The following is a 17515-nucleotide window of genomic DNA, read 5'->3' as shown; positions in this document are numbered from 1 at the left end:
TAAAAGAAAAACACAGCAGCAACCGGAATAGGCTGACCACTGCAAGTTTGATGCTGACCAAAAGAACAAAACAATCTGACGATTGTTGTCCATTTCAATCTCAAAGAAACCAAGCACCCGACCATCCACCACTCCGAAGGAGAAGCAGAAAGAATCGAATGCCGAGGTATAATTTGGCATTTGACAATGTGCACGCTGTTGAGTTCTCAAGGACCAAACGCACCCCGAACCACACCAAAACCATGGCGCTCGTCGGAAGCAACTGTGAAACCCTACCCACCCCTCCGGGCCCTGTCAAACCCGACCCGAAGACCGTGAACGACTAGACTTCCCAGCCCCCGTAAAGGAAAACCAGGCATGCAAGCGAACCTGCAAGGTGAGGACTTACCACCCTACCCACAACCCGTTCAACTCACAAGAAGGAACGAGGGGGAAGGAGCCACCACTTGAGGAAGGTTAGCCAGGCACAAGACCCGGCCCGTTTTCATTCCTTTGGGCTGACAGGAAGAAACATTACGTCCCCCACACCCAACCAGCAAATCCCACCCACATCCCGGGCGTGTCGCAACACGACCACCCGACAAAACCCCTGATCCTGCACCAAAAGGCCACCCCCCGCCCCCAAACACGACAACACAGGGCAGAAAACGGCCTCTCGAGAAGAGCAGCGGCGGAACGAGCGTCAGGTGCGCGAGACCGCCGGGTTGATCAGCGAACCGATGCCCTCGATGCTGATCTCGACGGTCGATCCCGCCGTGAACGGGCCGACGCCTGCCGGCGTGCCGGTCAGGATCACGTCACCGGGCAGCAGCGTGAAGATGTCGCTCACGTAGGCGACGAGCTCGGGGATCTTGTGGATCATCTGCGCGGTCGACTCGCTCTGCAGCAGTTCGCCGTCGACGCGCGACTGGATCTTGAGGTCGGACCAGTCGAGCTCGGTCTCGATGTACGGGCCGAGCGGGCAGAAGGTGTCGTAGCTCTTCGCCCTCGTCCACTGCCCGTCGTCCTCTTGCACCCCGCGCGCGGTGACGTCGTTGGCGATCGTGTAGCCGAAGACGACGTCGGCGTAGTCGTCCGCCCGGACGCGCTTGGCGATGCTGCCGATCACGATGGCGAGCTCGCCCTCCAGATCGATTCGGCCCTCCACGGGCGGGATCTGGATCGAGTCGCCGGGGCCGACGACGGTGGTGTTCGGCTTCATGAAGACCACCGGGAACTCCGGTGCCTCCTGGCCCATCTCGTCGGCGTGGTCGTAGTAGTTGAGCCCGATGCCGATGACCTTCGACCGGGGGATCACGGGTGCGAGGATCTTGGTGCTCCGGAGGGGCACCCGCTCGCCCGTCGTCTCGTAGCCGGCGTACATGGGATCGCCCGCCAGGACGACGAGGTCTTCACCGTCGACGACACCGAAACGGGGATCTTCACCAGGGCTCGAGAAACGCGCTATCTTCACGGGTCGAGCCTATCGGGCGAGCACCCGCGCCGCCTGGTCGGACCCTCAGATCACCGAGTCGGACCAGGCGTCGGGGTTCCCGAACCGGTGCGCCGTGATGGTGACGGCCTGCTCCCGGAGGAACGGCAGCAGCTCCAGTCGGGGCGACGGCATCACCGCGCCGGCGAAGACCGCGATGGCAGGATCGCCCTCGAGCGCCTCGGCCAGGGCCGCTCGGGCCTCGGGCATCCCGACCAGGCGCACGCGCGGGGTCGCGACGCTCCCGCGACGGGCCGTCTCGAGGAACGCCGCATCGGAGGCGACCTCGACCGGGTGCCCGTCCAGGGCGGCGACGACGGCGTCGGGCAGCGGCAGGGCGGAGCTGATCCGGAGGTCGGAGCCCGACCGGAGCCCCGCGGCGACGACGCGGAGCAGGTCGGCGAGCGCTCCGCTCTCGGCGAGACGCACCGTCACCGGGATGGGCCGGTAGCGGAAGACGTTCCGCTCGAGACCGACCAGGGAGACGTCGAGCGCGCGGCCGAAGGTGCGGGACCAGGCCGCCTCGTCGGCTGCGGCGATGCGCTCGAAGGAGCCGCGTGATCCTGCGTCGTCGGTGGCCGCGGCGACGAGACGCCCGACGGCGGGTGAGAGCCTCGCCTGAGGAGCGGCGGCCGCGGGAGCGGCGGCCTCGAGAGCGTCGGGCTCCCACGACCCGAGGTGCACCAGGTAGTTCGGGCCGCCGGCCTTGCCGCCCGCGCCGACCGCCGAGCGCTTCCAGCCGCCGAACGGCTGTCGGCGGACGATCGCTCCGGTGATGCCGCGGTTCACGTAGAGGTTCCCGGCCTCGACGCGGTCGAGCCACTCCCCCAGCTCTCGCGGGTCGAGGGTGTGCAGCCCCGCGGTCAGGCCGAAGTCGGTGGCGTTCTGCAGCTCGATCGCCTCGTCGCGGGTCGCGGCCGTCATGATGCCGAGCACCGGGCCGAAGTACTCGACGCGGTGGAACTCGCTCCCGGGAGCGACGCCCGCCCGGATGCCGGGCGACCAGAACCGGCCCTCCTCGTCGAGGCGCCTGGGCTCGACGAGCCAGGACTCCCCCGGTGCGAGAGTCGTGAGCGCGCCGAGGAGCTTGCCGGACGCCGGCTCGACGAGCGGGCCCATCTGCGTGACCGGGTCGGACGGGAGGCCCACCCGCAGGGTGGAGGCGGCGTCGACGAGCTGGCGGCGGAACCGCTCGGACGTCGCGACGGAGCCGACCAGGATCACCAGCGACGCGGCCGAGCACTTCTGGCCCGCGTGTCCGAAGGCCGACCTGATCACGTCGGCGGCTGCGAGGTCGAGGTCGGCGCTCGGCGTCACGATGATGGCGTTCTTCCCGCTCGTCTCCGCGAGGAGGTCGAGGTCGGGCCGCCAGGAGCGGAAGAGCTCGGCCGTCTCGAAGGCGCCGGTGAGGATGACGCGGTCGACCGACGGGTGGGAGACGAGGCGCCTGCCGAGGTCTCCCTCGTCGACGTCGACGAGCCGCAGGACGTCGCGCGGCACACCGGCTGCCCAGAGGGCTTCCGCGAGGACCGCGCCGCAGCGCTTCGCCTGGCCGGCGGGCTTCAGCACCACGCTCGATCCTGCGGCGAGCGCTGCCGCCGTCGACCCCAGCGGGATCGCGATCGGGAAGTTCCACGGCGGGGTGACGAGCGTCAGGGTCGACGGCACGAAGCGCGCCCCGTCGACGTCGTCGAGCTCCTCGGCGAGCGTGGCGTAGTAGTTCGCGAAGTCGACGGCCTCGCTGACCTCGACGTCGCCCTCGGCGAGCGTCTTGCCGGTCTCGGAGGCGGCGACCTCGATCAGCTCGGCGCGCCTCGACGACAGCTCGGCGGCGACCCGGCGCAGGATCGCGGCCCGCCCCGCCCCGCCGAGGGCGGCCCAGCCGGGTGCGGCGGCCACGGCCGACGCCACGACGTCGTCGAGGTCGTCGGCGCTCTCGATGCGGGCGGCCTCGATGGTGGCGTCGCCGAGGACGGAGGAGGGGACGGCCGCGAGGATCGCGCGGCCCCACTCGCGGTTGTCAGCGAGCGCAGGATCGGTGTCGGGCTCGTTCTCGAAGCCGCCGGCCCGGGGTGCGGGCTCGTCGGCGAGGCGCGACTGCACGCGGTGGACCGCAGGGGCCTCGGGGCTGAGGGCTGCGAGCGAGTCGAGGAAGCGGTGCTCCTCGCGCTCGAACAGCGCCTCGTCGGAGGCCAGCTCGAAGACGGCCGACATGAAGTTGTCGTGCGACGCGTTCTCTTCGAGGCGCCGGATCAGGTAGCTGATGGCGACGTCGAACTCGCGCGGGTGCACGACGGGTGTGTAGAGGAGGAGGCCTCCGACGGCCTTCTTCACGAGCTCGGCCTGGCCCTCTGCCATGCCGAGCAGCATCTCGAACTCGACCCGGTCGGCGACCCCGCGCCGCTCGGAGAGGAGGTGCGCGAAGGCGATGTCGAAGAGGTTGTGGCCGGCGACGCCCAGCCGGACGGCGGCGGTGCGCTCCGGTGTCATCGCCCAGTCGAGCACGCGCTTGTAGTTCGTGTCGCTGTCGAGCTTGGTGTCGTACGTGGCGAGGGGCCAGCCGTGCACGGCCGCGTCGACGTGCTCCATCGCGAGGTTCGCGCCCTTGACGACGCGGACCTTGACCGGGGCTCCGCCTGCCTCGATGCGCTTCGACGCCCACTCGTGCACCCGCTGCATCGCTCCGAGCGCATCGGGGAGGTAGGTCTGCAGGACGATGCCGGCCTCGAGCGAGGCGAGACGGGGCTGGTCGAGGACGGCCATGAAGACCGCGAGCGTCAGGTCGAGGTCGCGGTACTCCTCCATGTCGAGGTTGATGAACTTCGGCGTCGGGGACGCGGCTGCGATCTCGTACAGCGGGGTGAGCTTCGACACGACCCGCTCGACGGTCTCGTCGAAGGCCCACATGGACAGCTGGCTGACGATCGAGGAGACCTTGATCGACACGTAGTCGACGTCGTCGCGCTCGAGCAGGGTCTTGGTGCCCGCGAGGCGGTGGTCGGCCTCCGCGTCGCCGAGGACCGCCTCGCCGAGGAGGTTGAGGTTGAGGCGCGTGCCGTCGCTCTTCAGAGCGGCGACCGCCCGGCCGAGGGCGGCCGGCCGCGAGTCGACGATCAGGTGCCCGACCATGCCGCGGAGCACGCGGCGGGCGACCGGGACGACGACGCGGGGCAGGACGGGCGCGAGGGCGCCGCCCACCCGGACGGCGAGCCGCATGTGCCAGGGCAGGAAGGCGGGAGTGCGCTTCGCGAGGACGGCCAGATTGCGAGCCGCGACTCCGAGGTCCTCCGGCCGGACGACCCGGTCGACGAAGCCGATGGTGAAGGCCAGCCCCGTTTCGTCTTTCAGGACCTGGGCCAGGAGGGCGGCTGATCCGGTACTCGGCTGGGCGCCCGCCTCGAGAGCCCAGCTGCGGGCCAGGGCGACGGCCTCGTCGGCGAGACTCGCGGGGACGGTGGATGCGGGGGCCGTCTGATCGGTGACGGGGTCGATGTGTGCCACGCGGCAAGGATAAGACCGAACCTTGCCGGGCGGCAAGGGTTGAAACGTGCTCGTTACACGGGCTCGGCGGCGAGCGCGTCGAGCTCGGCCAGCGGGACGGTGATCACGGTGCCGATGACGAGGCGCATGAGGTCGGCGACGTGCACCCGGTCTCGGTCGTAGAGCCACTGGAGCTGGAGGCCGTCCTGGACGGAGAGCACGACGCGCGCGGCCGTCTCGGCGGTGAAGCCGGGCGCGAGCAGCCCGTGCGACTCCGCCGCGCGGAGGTAGGTCGTCGTCGAGGCGACGATCCGCTCGTAGAAGTCGGCGTAGTAGTCGTGGGCCGGGTGGCCCGGCGACGTGGACTCGGCCGACGCGGTGTTGAACAGCTGGATCACGCCCGGCACGTCCACGTTGTCCTCGGCAAGGTCGACGAGCTCGTCGAGGCGCATCCCGCCCGCGTCGTCGAAGTGGCGGCGGAGGCGCTCGTCGCGGCGGCGGAGCACCGCGAGCAGCAGCTCGTCCTTGGTCGGGAAGTAGTGCATGAGCGACTGGTGCGAGACGCCGCACTGCCGGGCGATCTCGCGGAGCGACGCCCCGTGGAAGCCCGCCTGCCCGAACACCGGGAGGGCTGCGTCGAGGATCGCCTCGCGCTTGGCGAGACCCTTCGCGTAGTGACCCGGCGTACCGCTCTTCCGGCGAGGCGCCCGGGCCGGACCGTCAGCGGCCTCCTCGGTAGTCACGCATCGACGATAGCGCTCGGCCGCGCACGGGGACCGAGGGCCCCGTGACTAAGCTCTCGCTCGTGACCCGGCCGCGACGAGACGCCCCCTCTCGATGAACTGGTCGCTCCTGCGCCTGCCGGCGTTCCGGTCGCTCTTCATCGGCCGCCTCCTCTCCTGGATCGGCAGCGGCGCGGGGCCCGTCGCGCTCGTCTTCGCGAGCATCGACCTGGGCGCCGGAGTGACCGGCCTCGGGGTGATCGTCGCGTGCCGCTCGGTGCCGAACCTCGTGCTGATCCTGTTCGGCGGCGCCCTGGCCGACCGCCTCTCGAAGCGGACGGTCGCGGTCGGAGCGTCGATGCTGTCGGCCGCCTCGCTGGCCGGCGGCGCGCTCCTCCTCGCGACCGGGCTGGCGAGCCTCCCGCTGCTCGGGGTACTCGCGGCGCTGAACGGAGCGGGGGCCGCGTTCTTCGCCCCGGCGACGAGCGCGGTGCTCCGCGACGTCGTCGGCGACCGGCTGATCCGAGACGCCACCGTGCTCGGCCGCGTCAGCATGAACATCGGGCTCATCGTCGGCACGGCGGTCGGCGGCGGGATCGTGCAGGCGTTCTCGCCCGAGATCGCCCTCGCCGTCGGGTCCCTCCTGTTCACCTGCGCGATCGCAGCCTTCGCGGGCCTCCCCCGCGGTGTCGTGGGTGCCGTCCGCGGCGGCTCGTTCGGCCGGGAGCTCGCGCAGGGGCTCGCCTTCGTCGCGCGGACCCGGTGGCTGCTCGCCACGCTGCTGCTCTCGCTGGTCGCGCAGTTCGCGTTCGCCGGCGGGGTGCAGGTGCTCGGTCCGATCGCGGCCGACCACACGTTCGGTCGCGGGCTCTGGGGCTTCGCGGGCGCCGTGCAGACGCTCGGCCTGGTCGTCGGAGCGGTGGTCGCCGGCGGCATGCGCGGACGGCTGCGGCTGGCGGTGGCGACGCTCGGGGTGCTGGGAATGGCGCTCCCGCTGGGGGTGCTGGCCCTCATCCTGAGCGTGTCGCCCTACGTCGTCGACCCGCTGCACTGGTTCTTCTGGCTGAGCGTGGCGCTCTTCGGCGCGAGCGTCGGGCTCGAGCTGTTCACCATCCCTCTCGACGTCGCGATCCAGCTGCAGGTGCCGCGGAGCTACCTCGCCCGCGTCTACGCCTGCCTCACGCTCGCCTCACTCGTCGGGATGCCGCTCGGCGAGGTCGTCGTCGGTCCGTCCGTCGGTCTTGTCGGGGCTCCGCTCACGCTCGTGGCGCTGGCGTCGCTCGTCGTCGTGGCGGTCGCGGCTGTCGGCCTCAACGGGCGGGTGAGGCGGGTCGACGCCGAGGTCGTGGAATCGGCGCAGCGCTCGCGATCCTGATCGGGACCTTTGTCAGACCCCGGACGATGTCAGGACCGGAGGGCGTCGAGCACCTTGTCGATGCGGCGCTGCCTCGTCTCGGGGGTCTTCGCCTGGTCGACCGGTTCGACGAGCGCCCGCTTCCGGCTGTACGACAGCCTCTCGAAGGCCGACTGGAGTACCGGCTCGGCGGCGAGCAGCGACAGGAGGTCGGAGGGGACGGCGATCTCGCGCGGTGCGTCGTCGAGGGTCAGCGTGACGTCGATCTCGTCTCCGGCGGCCAGCCCGGAGGCGCTGCGGTGCTCGGAGCTGAGCGGGATCAGGAAGCGGCCGCCCATGACGGCCACCGTGCTGCGGTACGTGTAGTCACCGACGGTCACGACGACCGCCGGCTTCCTGCCCGAGCCGAGCTCGTCGACGATCTCGGGCGGCACCTCGAGGCCGGTGGCGTTGACGCGGGCCTGCAGGACGGTGGTGTGGAAGGTCGGCATGGCGCCATCGTAGGGCGGCACCGCCCCGCGAGGACGACCTCAGACCGAGAAGGCGCCGTCGGCCTTGATCAGCTGCCCGGAGACCCAGTGCCCCTCCGGCGAGAGGAGGAAGCGCACGGTCTCCGCGATCTGCGCCGGAGTCCCGAGGCGCCCCGTCGGCTGCCGCTCGGTGAGCACTCGCCGGGTGTCGTCGTCCATCCAGCCGGTGTCGACCGGCCCCGGGTTCAGCGCATTCGACGACAGGCCGAGGTGAGCGAGCTCGCGGGCAGCGGCGATCACGATCCGGTCGAGGGCGCCCTTGCTCGCGCCGTAGGGCAGGTTGTGCACGGTGTGGTCGCTCGTGAGGGCCACGATCGAGCCGCCGCCCTCGGGGACCTGGGAGGCGAGGCCCCGGATGAGCAGCCAGGCCGCCCGGACGTTGACGGCGAAGTGCAGGTCGAAGCTCTCGACCGAGGTGTCGAGGATGCTCGAGTCGACGCTCTGCGAGTGCGACAGGACGAGACCCGACACCGGGCCGAGCTCGCTCGCGGCCCGCTCGACCAGGCCTTCGGCGACCGCAGGATCCGCGAGATCGGCTGCGAGCACGACGGCCCTCCGCCCGAGAGCCTCGATCTCGGCGGCCAGCTCCGCCACGTCGTCGGGACGGTCGCCCCACGTCATCGTGCGGTCGTAGGCGGCCCAGGTCACCAGGGCGACATCCCACCCGTCTCGAGCGAGTCGCAGGGCGCAGGCGGCAGCGATGTTCTCGCGGCGGCCGACGCCGGTCAGCAGGACGACGGGGGCGGACGTCTTCGTCATGCCCCCATGGTGGCAGACGAGGAGCTCAGGATCGACGGCCGCGCGACGGCCCGCCGCGGCCCTTGCCGCGCTGCGGGCCCCGCGCCTGCGGTCGGCCGCCCGATGCCGACGCGTTCTTGGCCGGGTTCTTGGCGGCGTTCTTGGCAGCCTTCTTCGCCTTCGCGCGGGCGGCCCGCGCCTCCTTGGCGGCGGCGGCGGCCTCGGCAGCCGTCTCCTCGGCGGCGCGCGTCCGGGAGCTGTTGGCGGTCCGGCCTCGGACGACGCCGATGAAGTCGGACACGTCGTCGGTGGTGGCGTCGGTCGGCCAGACGAGCGCGATGGTCGTCGGGTCGACGCCCGAGAGCGGCCTGGCGACGACGCCCTTGCGAGCGTGCAGGCGCGCCAGAGACTGCGGCATGACCGCGACGCCGGCCCCCGCCTCCACCACCTCGACGGCGGAAGCCGGAGTCAGGGAGTGGTCGAGGTCGAGGCGCGCGAGGCCGTCGAGGTCGGCGAGGTCGAGGGAGTCGGCCTCGGCGAGGGCGTGCTCCCTGGGCAGGACGACGACCGGCTGCTCCTCGTAGAGCGGGATCACGTGGAGCCCGTCGCCGTCGATCGGGAGCCGGGCGAAGACCACGTCGGCGGCCCCGTCGCGGAGGGGTGCCAGGGCATCCTGCCCCTCGATCGGAGAGATGCGGAGCGGCGTGGCGGGGTGGCGCTCGTTCCAGACCCGGAGCCACTTCGTCAGGGTCACCCCCGCGACGTAGCCGACGCGGAAGACCTGGTCGGCACCGACCTCTCGGTCGGCGTGCGCCTCGTGGTCGGCGCCTGCCTCGTGATCGCTGATGGGAGCCTCCTCCGCTCCCGAGAAGGGTAGCGGACCGGTCGGGCCGCTACCCTTGGCCCATGAGCACCGAGACCAGCGACCAGCCGGACGCGCCCCGCGCGAAGCCGACCAAGACGTCGCAGACCATGAAGCCGTTCACCGCGGCGAAGAAGCTCGGCATCCACCTGCCGGCCACCCCGGCGGAGTTCCAGGAGACGCCCGTGACCCGCGAGGCGTTCCAGGCCCTCGTCGACTCGCCTCCGGAGTGGCTCGTCGAGCTCCGCCGCACCGGACCCCACCCGCGGCCCGAGGTCGCCAGGAAGCTCGGCGTGACCATCTCGGGCCTCGCCCGCGGCGGCGTCGAGGACGCCCTCACGACCGACGAGATCCACGCGCTCCTCGAGGAGATGCCGTACTGGCTCTCGCAGGAGCGCTTCAACCTGGCCGCCGTCCGCGACGAGGAGCTCCGCGTCAAGCAGCGCGACGCCGACCGGGCCGCCAAGCGAGCAGCCGAGGCCGCCGAAGGCCGCTGAGCGAAGGCCCGACGCGCCGGGAGCAGTACTCACAGCCCACCGCGACCAAAACGGGTGGAGACTTCGAACCAGACAGGGAGGTCTCCTCATGAACCGCACTTTCAAGGCAGTGGAGTTCGACTCCTACGGCGACGTCGGCGTGCTCCATCTCAGCGAGCACGAGATGCCCGCGCCGGCCGCCGACGAGATCCTGGTCGAGATCGTCGCCGCAGGGCTGAACCACATCGAGAACTTCATCCGCCAGGGCGACTTCGCCAAGAGGTACCCGGTGGCCTTCCCGGCCCGGCAGGGATCCTGCTTCGCCGGACTCGTCGTGAAGCGCGGCGACGCGGTGAAGGACCTGCGTGTCGGTGACGCCGTCATCGGGCACGCCGTCGGCGGCGGTGCCCACGCGACCCACGCGACGGTGCCCCGCTCGCAGGTCGTGAAGAAGCCCGACAACATCCCGTGGGAGGTCGCCGGAGGGCTCTACCTCGCGGGCTGCACCGCGTACGCCACCGTCGACTCGCTCGACCTCGACTCGAGCGACTGCGTCGTCATCTCGGCTGCGGCCGGCGGCGTCGGCAGCATCGAGTGCCAGCTGGCCCTCGCCGCCGGGGCCAAGGTGATCGGAACCTGCAGCCCGCACAACCACGACTACCTCCGGTCGATCGGCGTCGTCCCGGTGACCTACGGCGAGGGCATCGTCGACCGGATCCGGGAGAAGGCGGGCCGCCCCGTCACCGCGTTCATCGACAACTTCGGCGGCGACAACCCCAAGCGCGCCAAGGAGCTCGGCGTGCCGAAGAAGCGGCTCCGCACCAGCGAGGAGCGCCTCGAGACCGAGTTCCGCTTCCTGGCGGCGGGTCGAGACGATCCTGAGCCCGCGCAGATCCTGTCGGAGCTGGTCACCCTGCTGACCGAGCAGAAGGTGCGCATCCTGATCTCGGGCTTCTACCCGTTCGAGTACATCGCCCAGGCGTTCGACGACATGGCCGAGATGCACTCGCGCGGCAAGGTCGTCGTCGGGATGATGCCGGTCGAGACGGGATCGCGGTCGAGCTGGTACCTGTCGGGCAAGGCCAGGACCCTGCACGAGGTGCCGATGGAGCGGAAGACGCCCGTCTGGACCGGGCGCAAGGAGGCGTAGACCCCCGGCTGCGCCCCCTCCGACCGTGACGTCTGTCAACGTTGTCAGACCTCGCGGGCCGGGCCCGCTACTGTAGCGCCGTGACTGTTCTCGCTCTCGCAATCGACGTCGGCGGCACCAAGGTCGAGGCCGCTCTGGTCGACGACCGGGGTGTCGTCCTGCCCGGCAGCCGCGACCGGCGCCCGACCGGCGGAGGGTCGTCGTCCGACGAGCTCGCCGAGGCGGTCCGCGAAGTGGCGGAGCACGCGCTCCGAGCCCTGCCCGAAGGCGCCCGCGTCGTCGGGACGGGCATCGGAAGCGCCGGCCCCGTCGACCTGCACGAGGGGACCGTCTCGCCGATCAATCTGCCCGCGTGGCGCGGCTTCCCGCTCCGCACCCTCGTCGAGGGCCTCGTGGGCGAGACCGTCCCGGATTCGGCGCCGGTCACCCTGCGCCTCGACGGCGTGAGCCTCGCGCTCGCCGAGCACTGGGTGGGCGCCACGCAGGGCGTCGACAACGCCCTCGCCATCACGGTCTCGACCGGCGTCGGCGGCGGGCTCATCGTCAACGGGCGCCTGCTCTCGGGCGGCACCGGCAACGCCGGGCACATCGGCCAGATCCAGATCGCCTCCCGCACGCCGGGCCAGACGTCGCAGTCCGCCACCCTCGAGGTGCTCGCCTCCGGCCCCCACACCGTGGCCTGGGCGCAGGATCAGGGGTGGACGGGCACTCGAGGCGAAGACCTGGCTGCGGGCTACGCGGCGGGCGACGAGCTCGCGATCCGAGCGGTGAAGCGGTCGGCGACAGCGCTCGGCGAGGCCATCACCTCGGTAACCACGCTGCTCGACCTCGACGTCGTCGCGGTCGGCGGCGGATTCTCACGCGTCAGCCCCGACTACCTCGATCTCGTCCGAGCGGTGATCGACGAGGCCGCCTACAACTCGTACGCCACCAGGATCCGCGTCGTGAAGTCGGGCCTGTCGGACGAGAGCCCGCTGATCGGCGCGGCCGCCCTCGTGCACCAGTCACACCTGCTCGGCTGAGTCGAGGCGATCCTGGTCGGACCGCCGGTCAGAGCTTCGGCTCGGGCCTCTTCGGTCTCGCGAACTCCGCGGGGGCGTCGGGGCCGTTCCAGACGGTGACGATGCCCCACGCGACCGCGGCGATCGGCACGGCCAGGACGGCGCCGATGATGCCGCCGACGATGGTGCCGGCGGTCAGGGCGATCAGCACGACGAGCGGGTGCAGCGACAGCGACCTCGCCATGACGACCGGCTGCAAGAAGTTCCCCTCCAGCTGATTGACCAGGACGACGATGCCGATGACGATGATCGCGGCCACCGGACCGTTCGCCACCAGGGCGACCAGGGCGGCGAGGACGCCCGCCACCGTCGCGCCGACCAGCGGCACGAACGCCGACAGGAACACGATGACCGACAGCGGCAGCGCCAGCGGAACGCCGATGATGAACAGCCCGATGCCGATGCCGATCGAGTCGACCAGCGCGACGGTCGCCGTCCCGCGGACGTAGCCGCCGAAGGTCGACACCGTCTTGTCGCCGATCCGCTGAGCGCGCTCGTAGCCCTCGCCCGTGAAGGGGCGCTCGAGGAACGCCCAGATCCTGGGACCGTCTTTCATGAAGAAGAACAGGACGACGACGAAGAGCGCGAAGCCGGTCGCGAAGCTGGTCGCCGCCGAGACACCCGCCAGGGCGCCGCTCGAGAAGGTCGAGCTCTGCAGGAACTTGACCGCCGAGTCGATCGCGCCCTGGATCTGCGAGTCGTTGATGTGGAAGGGGCCGTCTTTCAGGAAGTCCTGGAGCTGACTCACGCCCTTCGTGGCCTGCTTCGCGAGGGTCCCGACCTGGTTCTGGACGGCGTTGACGATCAGCCAGACGATCAGGCCGAGGACCACGATGATGCCCACCAGGGCGATCCAGGTCGCCAGGATCGAGGGCACCCCGTGCCGCCGCATCAGCGCCAGCAACGGGTAGATCGCCGACGACACCACGAGGGCGAGGACCACGGGGATCACGACCAGGCTGAGCTGCGTCATGGCGAAGACGAGGCCGATGGCGACCAGGAGGACCAGGATGATCTGCAGGCAGCGCGTCGCGAGGCGCCCGAACGCGTCGGACCACAGCCGGTTCTGCGCGGACCAGGACGGCCCCCGGCCGCTCCCGGTTGCGGCGAGGGCCCGGAGCTCGTCGCCCGTCGCGCTCGGCGGGCTGGTGGTCGTCGATGTGCTGCGGCGGAAAAGGCCCATGGGTCTTCTGCTTTCGTGATCGTGAGAGACCACCGTACCGGGCGCCCACCGCTTCGGCCCGCGTCTATCCTGGGCCGGTGTCCACCACCGTCACCCTCGTCTCCGACACCCACGTGCCCCAGCGGGCGAAGGCGCTCCCGGCGGCTGTCTGGGAGGCCGTCGAGAGCGCCGACCTCGTCGTGCACGCGGGCGACTGGAACGGCCTGCCGCTCCTCGACGAGTTCGAGCGGCGCGCGAAGTGCCTCCTGGCCGTCCGCGGCAACAACGACGGGCCCGAGTTCGACGACCGCCTCCCGCTGGTGTCGAACGAGACGGTCGACGGCGTCCGGCTCGCCGTCGTGCACCAGACCGGAGACAGGAAGGGGCGGGAGGAGCGGGCCGACCACGATCATCCCGACGCCGAGCTGATCCTGTTCGGGCACAGCCACATCCCGTGGGACACCGTGACGCCCGAGGGGCGCAGGATGCTCAACCCCGGCTCCCCGACGGACCGCCGCCGCCAGCCCAACCGCACGTTCGTGACGCTGACGCTCGATCGCGGGACGGTGCGCGACGTGATCCTGCACCACCTGCCTCTCGACTGAGGCGGCCGGTGCGGCCGGCCGCTACTTGGCCGGGGTGCCGATCTTGGAGTTGCTCGGCAGGGGCTCGGGGGTGGCCGTCGAGGTCGCGGTGTCGGCGTAGCTGTTGCCGGCCGCCGTCACCACGAAGTTGCTGAACTCGTCGGTGGTGAACGGCGTGGAGTACTTGTACTGCTGACCGTTGACGAGGACCGTCGGCGTGCCGGTCACCTTCTTGATGGACGCGCCCTGGATCGGGCCCTTGAGGGCGCGCTGGGTCGCGTCGGTCACCCAGGAGCCGAAGGTCTCGTCGGTGATGCACCGCTGGATCGCCTTGACGTGCTCGACGCCGTCGAGGCCCTTGACGAGCGACACCAGCTGCGCGTCGGTCAGGCCCTTGGTGCCCTCCTCCGGCTGGTTCGCGAACATGGCCGTGTTGAAGGCGAAGTAGGAGTCGGGCGAGTGGTCGGCGACGCAGGCGCCCGCGTTCGCCGCGCGCTGGGAGTACTTCGTGCCGAGCGACTGGTTGTTCAGGATCGCGATGGGGTGGTACTCGACCGTCGCCGCGCCGGAGCGGACCAGGCCCTCGATGTAGTCGTTGTTCGCCTTCTCGAACTGGCCGCAGACGGGGCAGAGGTAGTCGAGGTAGACGGTGATCTTGACAGTCTGCCCACCCGTCGTGCCGGTGGTGCTCGTCGGAGCGGGTGCGGGAGTGGCGCTGGCGGAGGGCTTGGGCGTGGCCTTGGTGGGCGCGCTCGCCGAGGGGCTCGACGACGGGCCGGTCGAGGTGGTCGCGGTCGGCGACGCGGCGACCCCGCCCTGGGAGTCGGCCGACACGGCCTTCAGGCCGGCGCCGATGGCGATGCCGTCGTTCGCCATGTTCGCGGGGGCAGGGCCGTTCGACGGGATGGAGCTGGCGACCACGACGACGATGCCGACGACGAGGGCCACGACCACCAGACCGATCCCGCCGATGACCGCCCAGCGGGCGCCCCGCGCGCGGCGCTTCTGCCGCTGACGGGCGAGCCGGGCCTTCTCTCGAGCCGCCTGTCGGCGCCCGCGCGACGTGGTCGCGGTGTCGTCGTCGTGGCTGTCTGTCATTGAACGGTCTCTCCGATGCCTTCGCTCACGCAGGTCGTGAAGCCCGGTCAAGGGTATGAGGAACCGCTGGGAAAAGTCCAAGCGAGGGCGCCCCGGGCCGATCGTGACCCCGACTCGGGGGACACCGGCTTGCACTCGGGCGTCGTCCGAGTGCCATAATGACCACGGCGGTCACCGAGGATCCCACTCGATGGTCGTCATCCATTCACAACGGATCGTCCGGCACGTACCTGCCGGTGAAGGAGATACATCATGGCGTCAGTCACGTTCGACAAAGCAACCCGCCTCTACCCGGGATCGACCCGTCCCGCGGTCGACGGCATCGACCTCCAGGTCGCCGACGGCGAGTTCCTCGTCCTGGTCGGACCGTCCGGTTGCGGCAAGTCGACCACCCTCCGCATGCTCGCCGGCCTCGAAGAGGTCAACTCCGGCGACATCCTCATCGGCGACCGGAACGTCACCGACGTCCCGCCGAAGGACCGCGATATCGCCATGGTCTTCCAGAACTACGCGCTCTACCCGCACATGACCGTCGCCGAGAACATGGGCTTCGCCCTGAAGATCGCCGGCGTCGGCAAGGACGAGCGCGCCACCCGCGTCCTCGAGGCGGCCAAGCTCCTCGACCTCGAGCCCTACCTCAGCCGCAAGCCTAAGGCCCTCTCCGGTGGTCAGCGTCAGCGCGTCGCGATGGGCCGCGCCATCGTCCGTCAGCCCCAGGTGTTCCTCATGGACGAGCCGCTGTCGAACCTCGACGCCAAGCTCCGCGTCCAGACCCGAACGCAGATCGCGTCGCTCCAGCGCCGCCTCGGCGTCACCACGGTCTACGTCACCCACGACCAGACCGAGGCGCTCACCATGGGCGACCGGATCGCGGTCCTGAAGGACGGCGTCCTGCAGCAGGTCGGCACCCCCCGCGACCTGTACGAGAAGCCCGACAACATCTTCGTCGCCGGCTTCATCGGCTCGCCCGCCATGAACCTCCTCCCCGCCGACGTCGTCGACGGCGGCATCCAGTTCGGCACGAGCGTCTCGGCCGTCGAGCGCGAGATCCTCTCGCAGGCCACCTCGAAGAGCGTCACCGTCGGCGTGCGCCCCGAAGACGTGGTCGTCTCGACCACCGGCGAGGGCCTCAAGGTCGCCGTCGACGTCGTCGAAGAGCTCGGTGCCGACGGCTACCTCTACGGTCACGCCGACGTGAACGGCCAGCGCGCCGACATCGTCGCCCGCGTCGACGGCCGCACCCACGCCTCCGCCGGCGACACGGTGTACATCACGCCGCAGTCGCACCACGTGCACGTCTTCGACACCGAGTCGGGCCTCCGCCTCGGCGACAAGCCCGTCGCGGTGAACGCGTAACGATCCACCAGATTCGGCCCGCCGGTGTCGGCTCGAGCATCCTGCTCGAACCAGCCGGCGGGCCGCTTCTCTTTTCCGCCCCGCTCGAACGGAAGAACCCGTGACCTCCCTCAACATCACCTCGGCGACCGCTGATCCTGCGCTCCTCGACCTGCCCTGGGACCTCCCCCTCGACGTCTGGCCCGAAGACAGCATCGCGACGCTGCCGAAGGGCATCTCGCGGCACCTGGTCCGCTTCGCGTACCTGAGCGGCTACGTGATCGCCATCAAGGAGACCTCCGGCGAGATGGCCCGCGGCGAGTACGAGATGCTCCGCACCCTGCAGCGCATGGACATCCCCTGCGTCGACCCGCTCGCCGTCATCACGAACCGCCGCGACAGCGAGGGGCACGAGCTGAACCCGGTGCTCGTCACGAGGCACCTGAAGTTCTCGCTCCCCTACCGCGCGCTCTACTCGCAGCGGCTCCGGCCCGACACGGCGGCGCGGCTCGTCGACGCTCTCGCGCTCCTGCTTGTCCGGCTGCACATCATCGGCTTCTACTGGGGCGACGTGTCGCTGTCGAACACGCTCTTCCGGCGCGACGCCGGCGCCTTCGCCGCCTACCTCGTCGACGCCGAGACCGGCAAGCTCTACCCGGGCGGCCTCTCGAACGGGCAGCGCGAGAACGACCTCGAGGTGGCTCGCGTCAACATCGCCGGCGAGCTGCTCGACCTCGAGGCCGGCGACCGCCTCGACGAGGACCTCGACGCCGTCGACGTCGCCGCCGGGATCGTCGCGAAGTACCGCAGCCTCTGGACCGAGCTGACCGGCACCGAGACCTTCTCCGACACGGAGCGCTGGCGCATCAACGACCGCGTCGAGCGTCTCAACGACCTGGGCTTCGACATCGAGGAGCTCGCGATCAAGACGACCGAGGGCGGCACGCAGGTCAAGATCCAGCCGAAGGTCGTCGACGCGGGCCACCACTCGAGGCGCCTCCTCCGGCTCACCGGCCTCGACGCCCAGGAGAACCAGGCGCGCCGGCTGCTGAACGACCTCGACGCCTACCGGTCGAAGAACGACCGGTCCGAGCTCGACGAGGAGATGGTGGCGCACGAGTGGGCGGCGCGCGTCTTCGAGCCGGTCGTGCGGTCGATCCCCCGCGACCTGCGCGGTCGCCTGGAGCCGGCCGAGGTGTTCCACCAGCTGCTCGAGCACCGCTGGTACATGTCGCAGGCCGAGGCGCGCGACGTGCCGATCGCGGAGGCGCTCACGTCGTACATCAACGACGTGCTGCGGCACCGCCGCGACGAGCAGATGGTCATCGCGCCGGCCACCGAGTCGATCACACTGCCCGACCTGGCCGAGCTCGAGGGGGCGCAGGGCGACGGCGAGCCGGTGGACGACGACTGGCGGTCGAAGGTCTGAGCTCGTCTGACCTGACCGTCAAACCCTCGCGAACGGCGGAGACCCTCGTCCTAGGACGAGGGT

The 17515-nt window shown here is 70.6% G+C and carries 16 protein-coding genes; 7 read left to right on the top strand and 9 right to left on the bottom strand.

Features of this window, described 5'->3' with window-relative positions; all coding sequences use genetic code 11:
- From ABD733_RS10965 to ABD733_RS10950, 4 genes are all read right to left on the bottom strand, one after another.
- On the bottom strand, window positions 1–180 hold a 180-nt coding region (locus tag ABD733_RS10965; RefSeq protein ID WP_344795923.1), incomplete at its 3' end, for a hypothetical protein.
- A gap of 502 nt (window positions 181–682) precedes the next feature.
- Window positions 683–1453: a fumarylacetoacetate hydrolase family protein gene (locus ABD733_RS10960; RefSeq protein ID WP_344795921.1), complete on the bottom strand. Its 771-nt coding sequence runs from the start codon at window positions 1451–1453 to the stop codon at window positions 683–685.
- Window positions 1454–1498: 45 nt separating this feature from the next.
- Window positions 1499–4972: a proline dehydrogenase family protein gene (locus tag ABD733_RS10955; RefSeq protein ID WP_344795920.1), complete on the bottom strand. Its 3474-nt coding sequence runs from the start codon at window positions 4970–4972 to the stop codon at window positions 1499–1501.
- A gap of 53 nt (window positions 4973–5025) precedes the next feature.
- Window positions 5026–5694: a TetR/AcrR family transcriptional regulator gene (locus ABD733_RS10950; protein ID WP_344795918.1), complete on the bottom strand. Its 669-nt coding sequence runs from the start codon at window positions 5692–5694 to the stop codon at window positions 5026–5028.
- A 94-nt stretch (window positions 5695–5788) separates the two neighbouring features.
- On the opposite strand from ABD733_RS10950, the gene ABD733_RS10945 reads away from it, so the two are divergent.
- Window positions 5789–7048 (top strand): MFS transporter, encoded by a 1260-nt coding sequence (locus ABD733_RS10945; RefSeq protein ID WP_344795916.1) that lies wholly within the window; start codon window positions 5789–5791, stop codon window positions 7046–7048.
- A 29-nt stretch (window positions 7049–7077) separates the two neighbouring features.
- Here ABD733_RS10945 and ABD733_RS10940 read toward each other — a convergent pair whose 3' ends face one another.
- Genes ABD733_RS10940 through ABD733_RS10930 form a run of 3 tightly spaced genes read right to left on the bottom strand, consistent with a single transcriptional unit; the run spans window position 7078 to window position 9049 of the window.
- Window positions 7078–7518: a YdeI/OmpD-associated family protein gene (locus tag ABD733_RS10940; protein WP_344795914.1), complete on the bottom strand. Its 441-nt coding sequence runs from the start codon at window positions 7516–7518 to the stop codon at window positions 7078–7080.
- 39 nt (window positions 7519–7557) lie between these two features.
- Window positions 7558–8316, bottom strand: coding sequence for an SDR family oxidoreductase (locus tag ABD733_RS10935; protein ID WP_344795912.1), 759 nt, complete (start codon window positions 8314–8316; stop codon window positions 7558–7560).
- A 25-nt stretch (window positions 8317–8341) separates the two neighbouring features.
- Window positions 8342–9049 carry a LysR family transcriptional regulator substrate-binding protein gene (locus tag ABD733_RS10930; RefSeq protein ID WP_344795910.1) on the bottom strand — a complete coding sequence of 236 codons (708 nt, stop codon included), beginning with the start codon at window positions 9047–9049 and terminating at the stop codon, window positions 8342–8344.
- Window positions 9050–9267: 218 nt separating this feature from the next.
- Here ABD733_RS10930 and ABD733_RS10925 point away from each other — a divergent pair, with 218 nt between their 5' ends.
- The 3 genes from ABD733_RS10925 (at window position 9268) to ABD733_RS10915 (ending at window position 11805) form a co-directional block, all read left to right on the top strand.
- Window positions 9268–9654 (top strand): DUF5997 family protein, encoded by a 387-nt coding sequence (locus ABD733_RS10925; RefSeq protein WP_344796081.1) that lies wholly within the window; start codon window positions 9268–9270, stop codon window positions 9652–9654.
- 88 nt (window positions 9655–9742) lie between these two features.
- Window positions 9743–10783, top strand: a complete 1041-nt coding sequence (locus ABD733_RS10920) for an NADP-dependent oxidoreductase (RefSeq protein ID WP_344795908.1) — start codon at window positions 9743–9745, stop codon at window positions 10781–10783.
- A gap of 80 nt (window positions 10784–10863) precedes the next feature.
- Window positions 10864–11805, top strand: coding sequence for an ROK family protein (locus ABD733_RS10915; protein ID WP_344795906.1), 942 nt, complete (start codon window positions 10864–10866; stop codon window positions 11803–11805).
- A gap of 28 nt (window positions 11806–11833) precedes the next feature.
- On the opposite strand, the gene ABD733_RS10910 is transcribed toward ABD733_RS10915, so the two are convergent.
- Window positions 11834–13027 carry an AI-2E family transporter gene (locus ABD733_RS10910; RefSeq protein WP_344795904.1) on the bottom strand — a complete coding sequence of 398 codons (1194 nt, stop codon included), beginning with the start codon at window positions 13025–13027 and terminating at the stop codon, window positions 11834–11836.
- 77 nt (window positions 13028–13104) lie between these two features.
- Here ABD733_RS10910 and ABD733_RS10905 point away from each other — a divergent pair, with 77 nt between their 5' ends.
- On the top strand, window positions 13105–13611 hold the full coding sequence (locus tag ABD733_RS10905) for a metallophosphoesterase family protein (protein ID WP_344795902.1): 507 nt from the start codon (window positions 13105–13107) through the stop codon (window positions 13609–13611).
- A 21-nt stretch (window positions 13612–13632) separates the two neighbouring features.
- Here the strand turns inward: ABD733_RS10905 and ABD733_RS10900 are convergent, their stop codons facing one another.
- The gene (locus ABD733_RS10900; protein WP_344795900.1) at window positions 13633–14688 is read right to left on the bottom strand and encodes a DsbA family protein; all 1056 of its coding nucleotides are present in this window, start codon (window positions 14686–14688) and stop codon (window positions 13633–13635) included.
- Window positions 14689–14940: 252 nt separating this feature from the next.
- Between ABD733_RS10900 and ABD733_RS10895 the strand changes: the two genes are divergently transcribed.
- On the top strand, window positions 14941–16044 hold the full coding sequence (locus ABD733_RS10895; protein ID WP_344795898.1) for an ABC transporter ATP-binding protein: 1104 nt from the start codon (window positions 14941–14943) through the stop codon (window positions 16042–16044).
- Between the two features lie 100 nt (window positions 16045–16144).
- Entirely contained in the window at window positions 16145–17452 is a 1308-nt protein-coding gene (locus ABD733_RS10890) for a DUF4032 domain-containing protein (protein WP_344795896.1), read from the top strand.
- Window positions 17453–17515 lie beyond the last annotated feature (63 nt).

The organism is Frondihabitans peucedani (assembly GCF_039537585.1).
Lineage (GTDB): Bacteria > Actinomycetota > Actinomycetes > Actinomycetales > Microbacteriaceae > Frondihabitans > Frondihabitans peucedani.
The sequence above is the reverse complement of the archived record's forward strand: the minus strand, read 5'-3'. Positions and strand labels throughout refer to the sequence as shown.

Coding starts and splice junctions, on each gene's coding strand:
- ABD733_RS10945 (WP_344795916.1), top strand. CDS start 5,789: ATGAACTGGTCGCTCCTGCGCCTGCCGGCGTTCCGGTCGCTCTTCATC.
- ABD733_RS10900 (WP_344795900.1), bottom strand. CDS start 14,688: ATGACAGACAGCCACGACGACGACACCGCGACCACGTCGCGCGGGCGC.
- ABD733_RS10895 (WP_344795898.1), top strand. CDS start 14,941: ATGGCGTCAGTCACGTTCGACAAAGCAACCCGCCTCTACCCGGGATCG.
- ABD733_RS10940 (WP_344795914.1), bottom strand. CDS start 7,518: ATGCCGACCTTCCACACCACCGTCCTGCAGGCCCGCGTCAACGCCACC.
- ABD733_RS10920 (WP_344795908.1), top strand. CDS start 9,743: ATGAACCGCACTTTCAAGGCAGTGGAGTTCGACTCCTACGGCGACGTC.
- ABD733_RS10910 (WP_344795904.1), bottom strand. CDS start 13,027: ATGGGCCTTTTCCGCCGCAGCACATCGACGACCACCAGCCCGCCGAGC.
- ABD733_RS10925 (WP_344796081.1), top strand. CDS start 9,268: ATGAAGCCGTTCACCGCGGCGAAGAAGCTCGGCATCCACCTGCCGGCC.
- ABD733_RS10935 (WP_344795912.1), bottom strand. CDS start 8,316: ATGACGAAGACGTCCGCCCCCGTCGTCCTGCTGACCGGCGTCGGCCGC.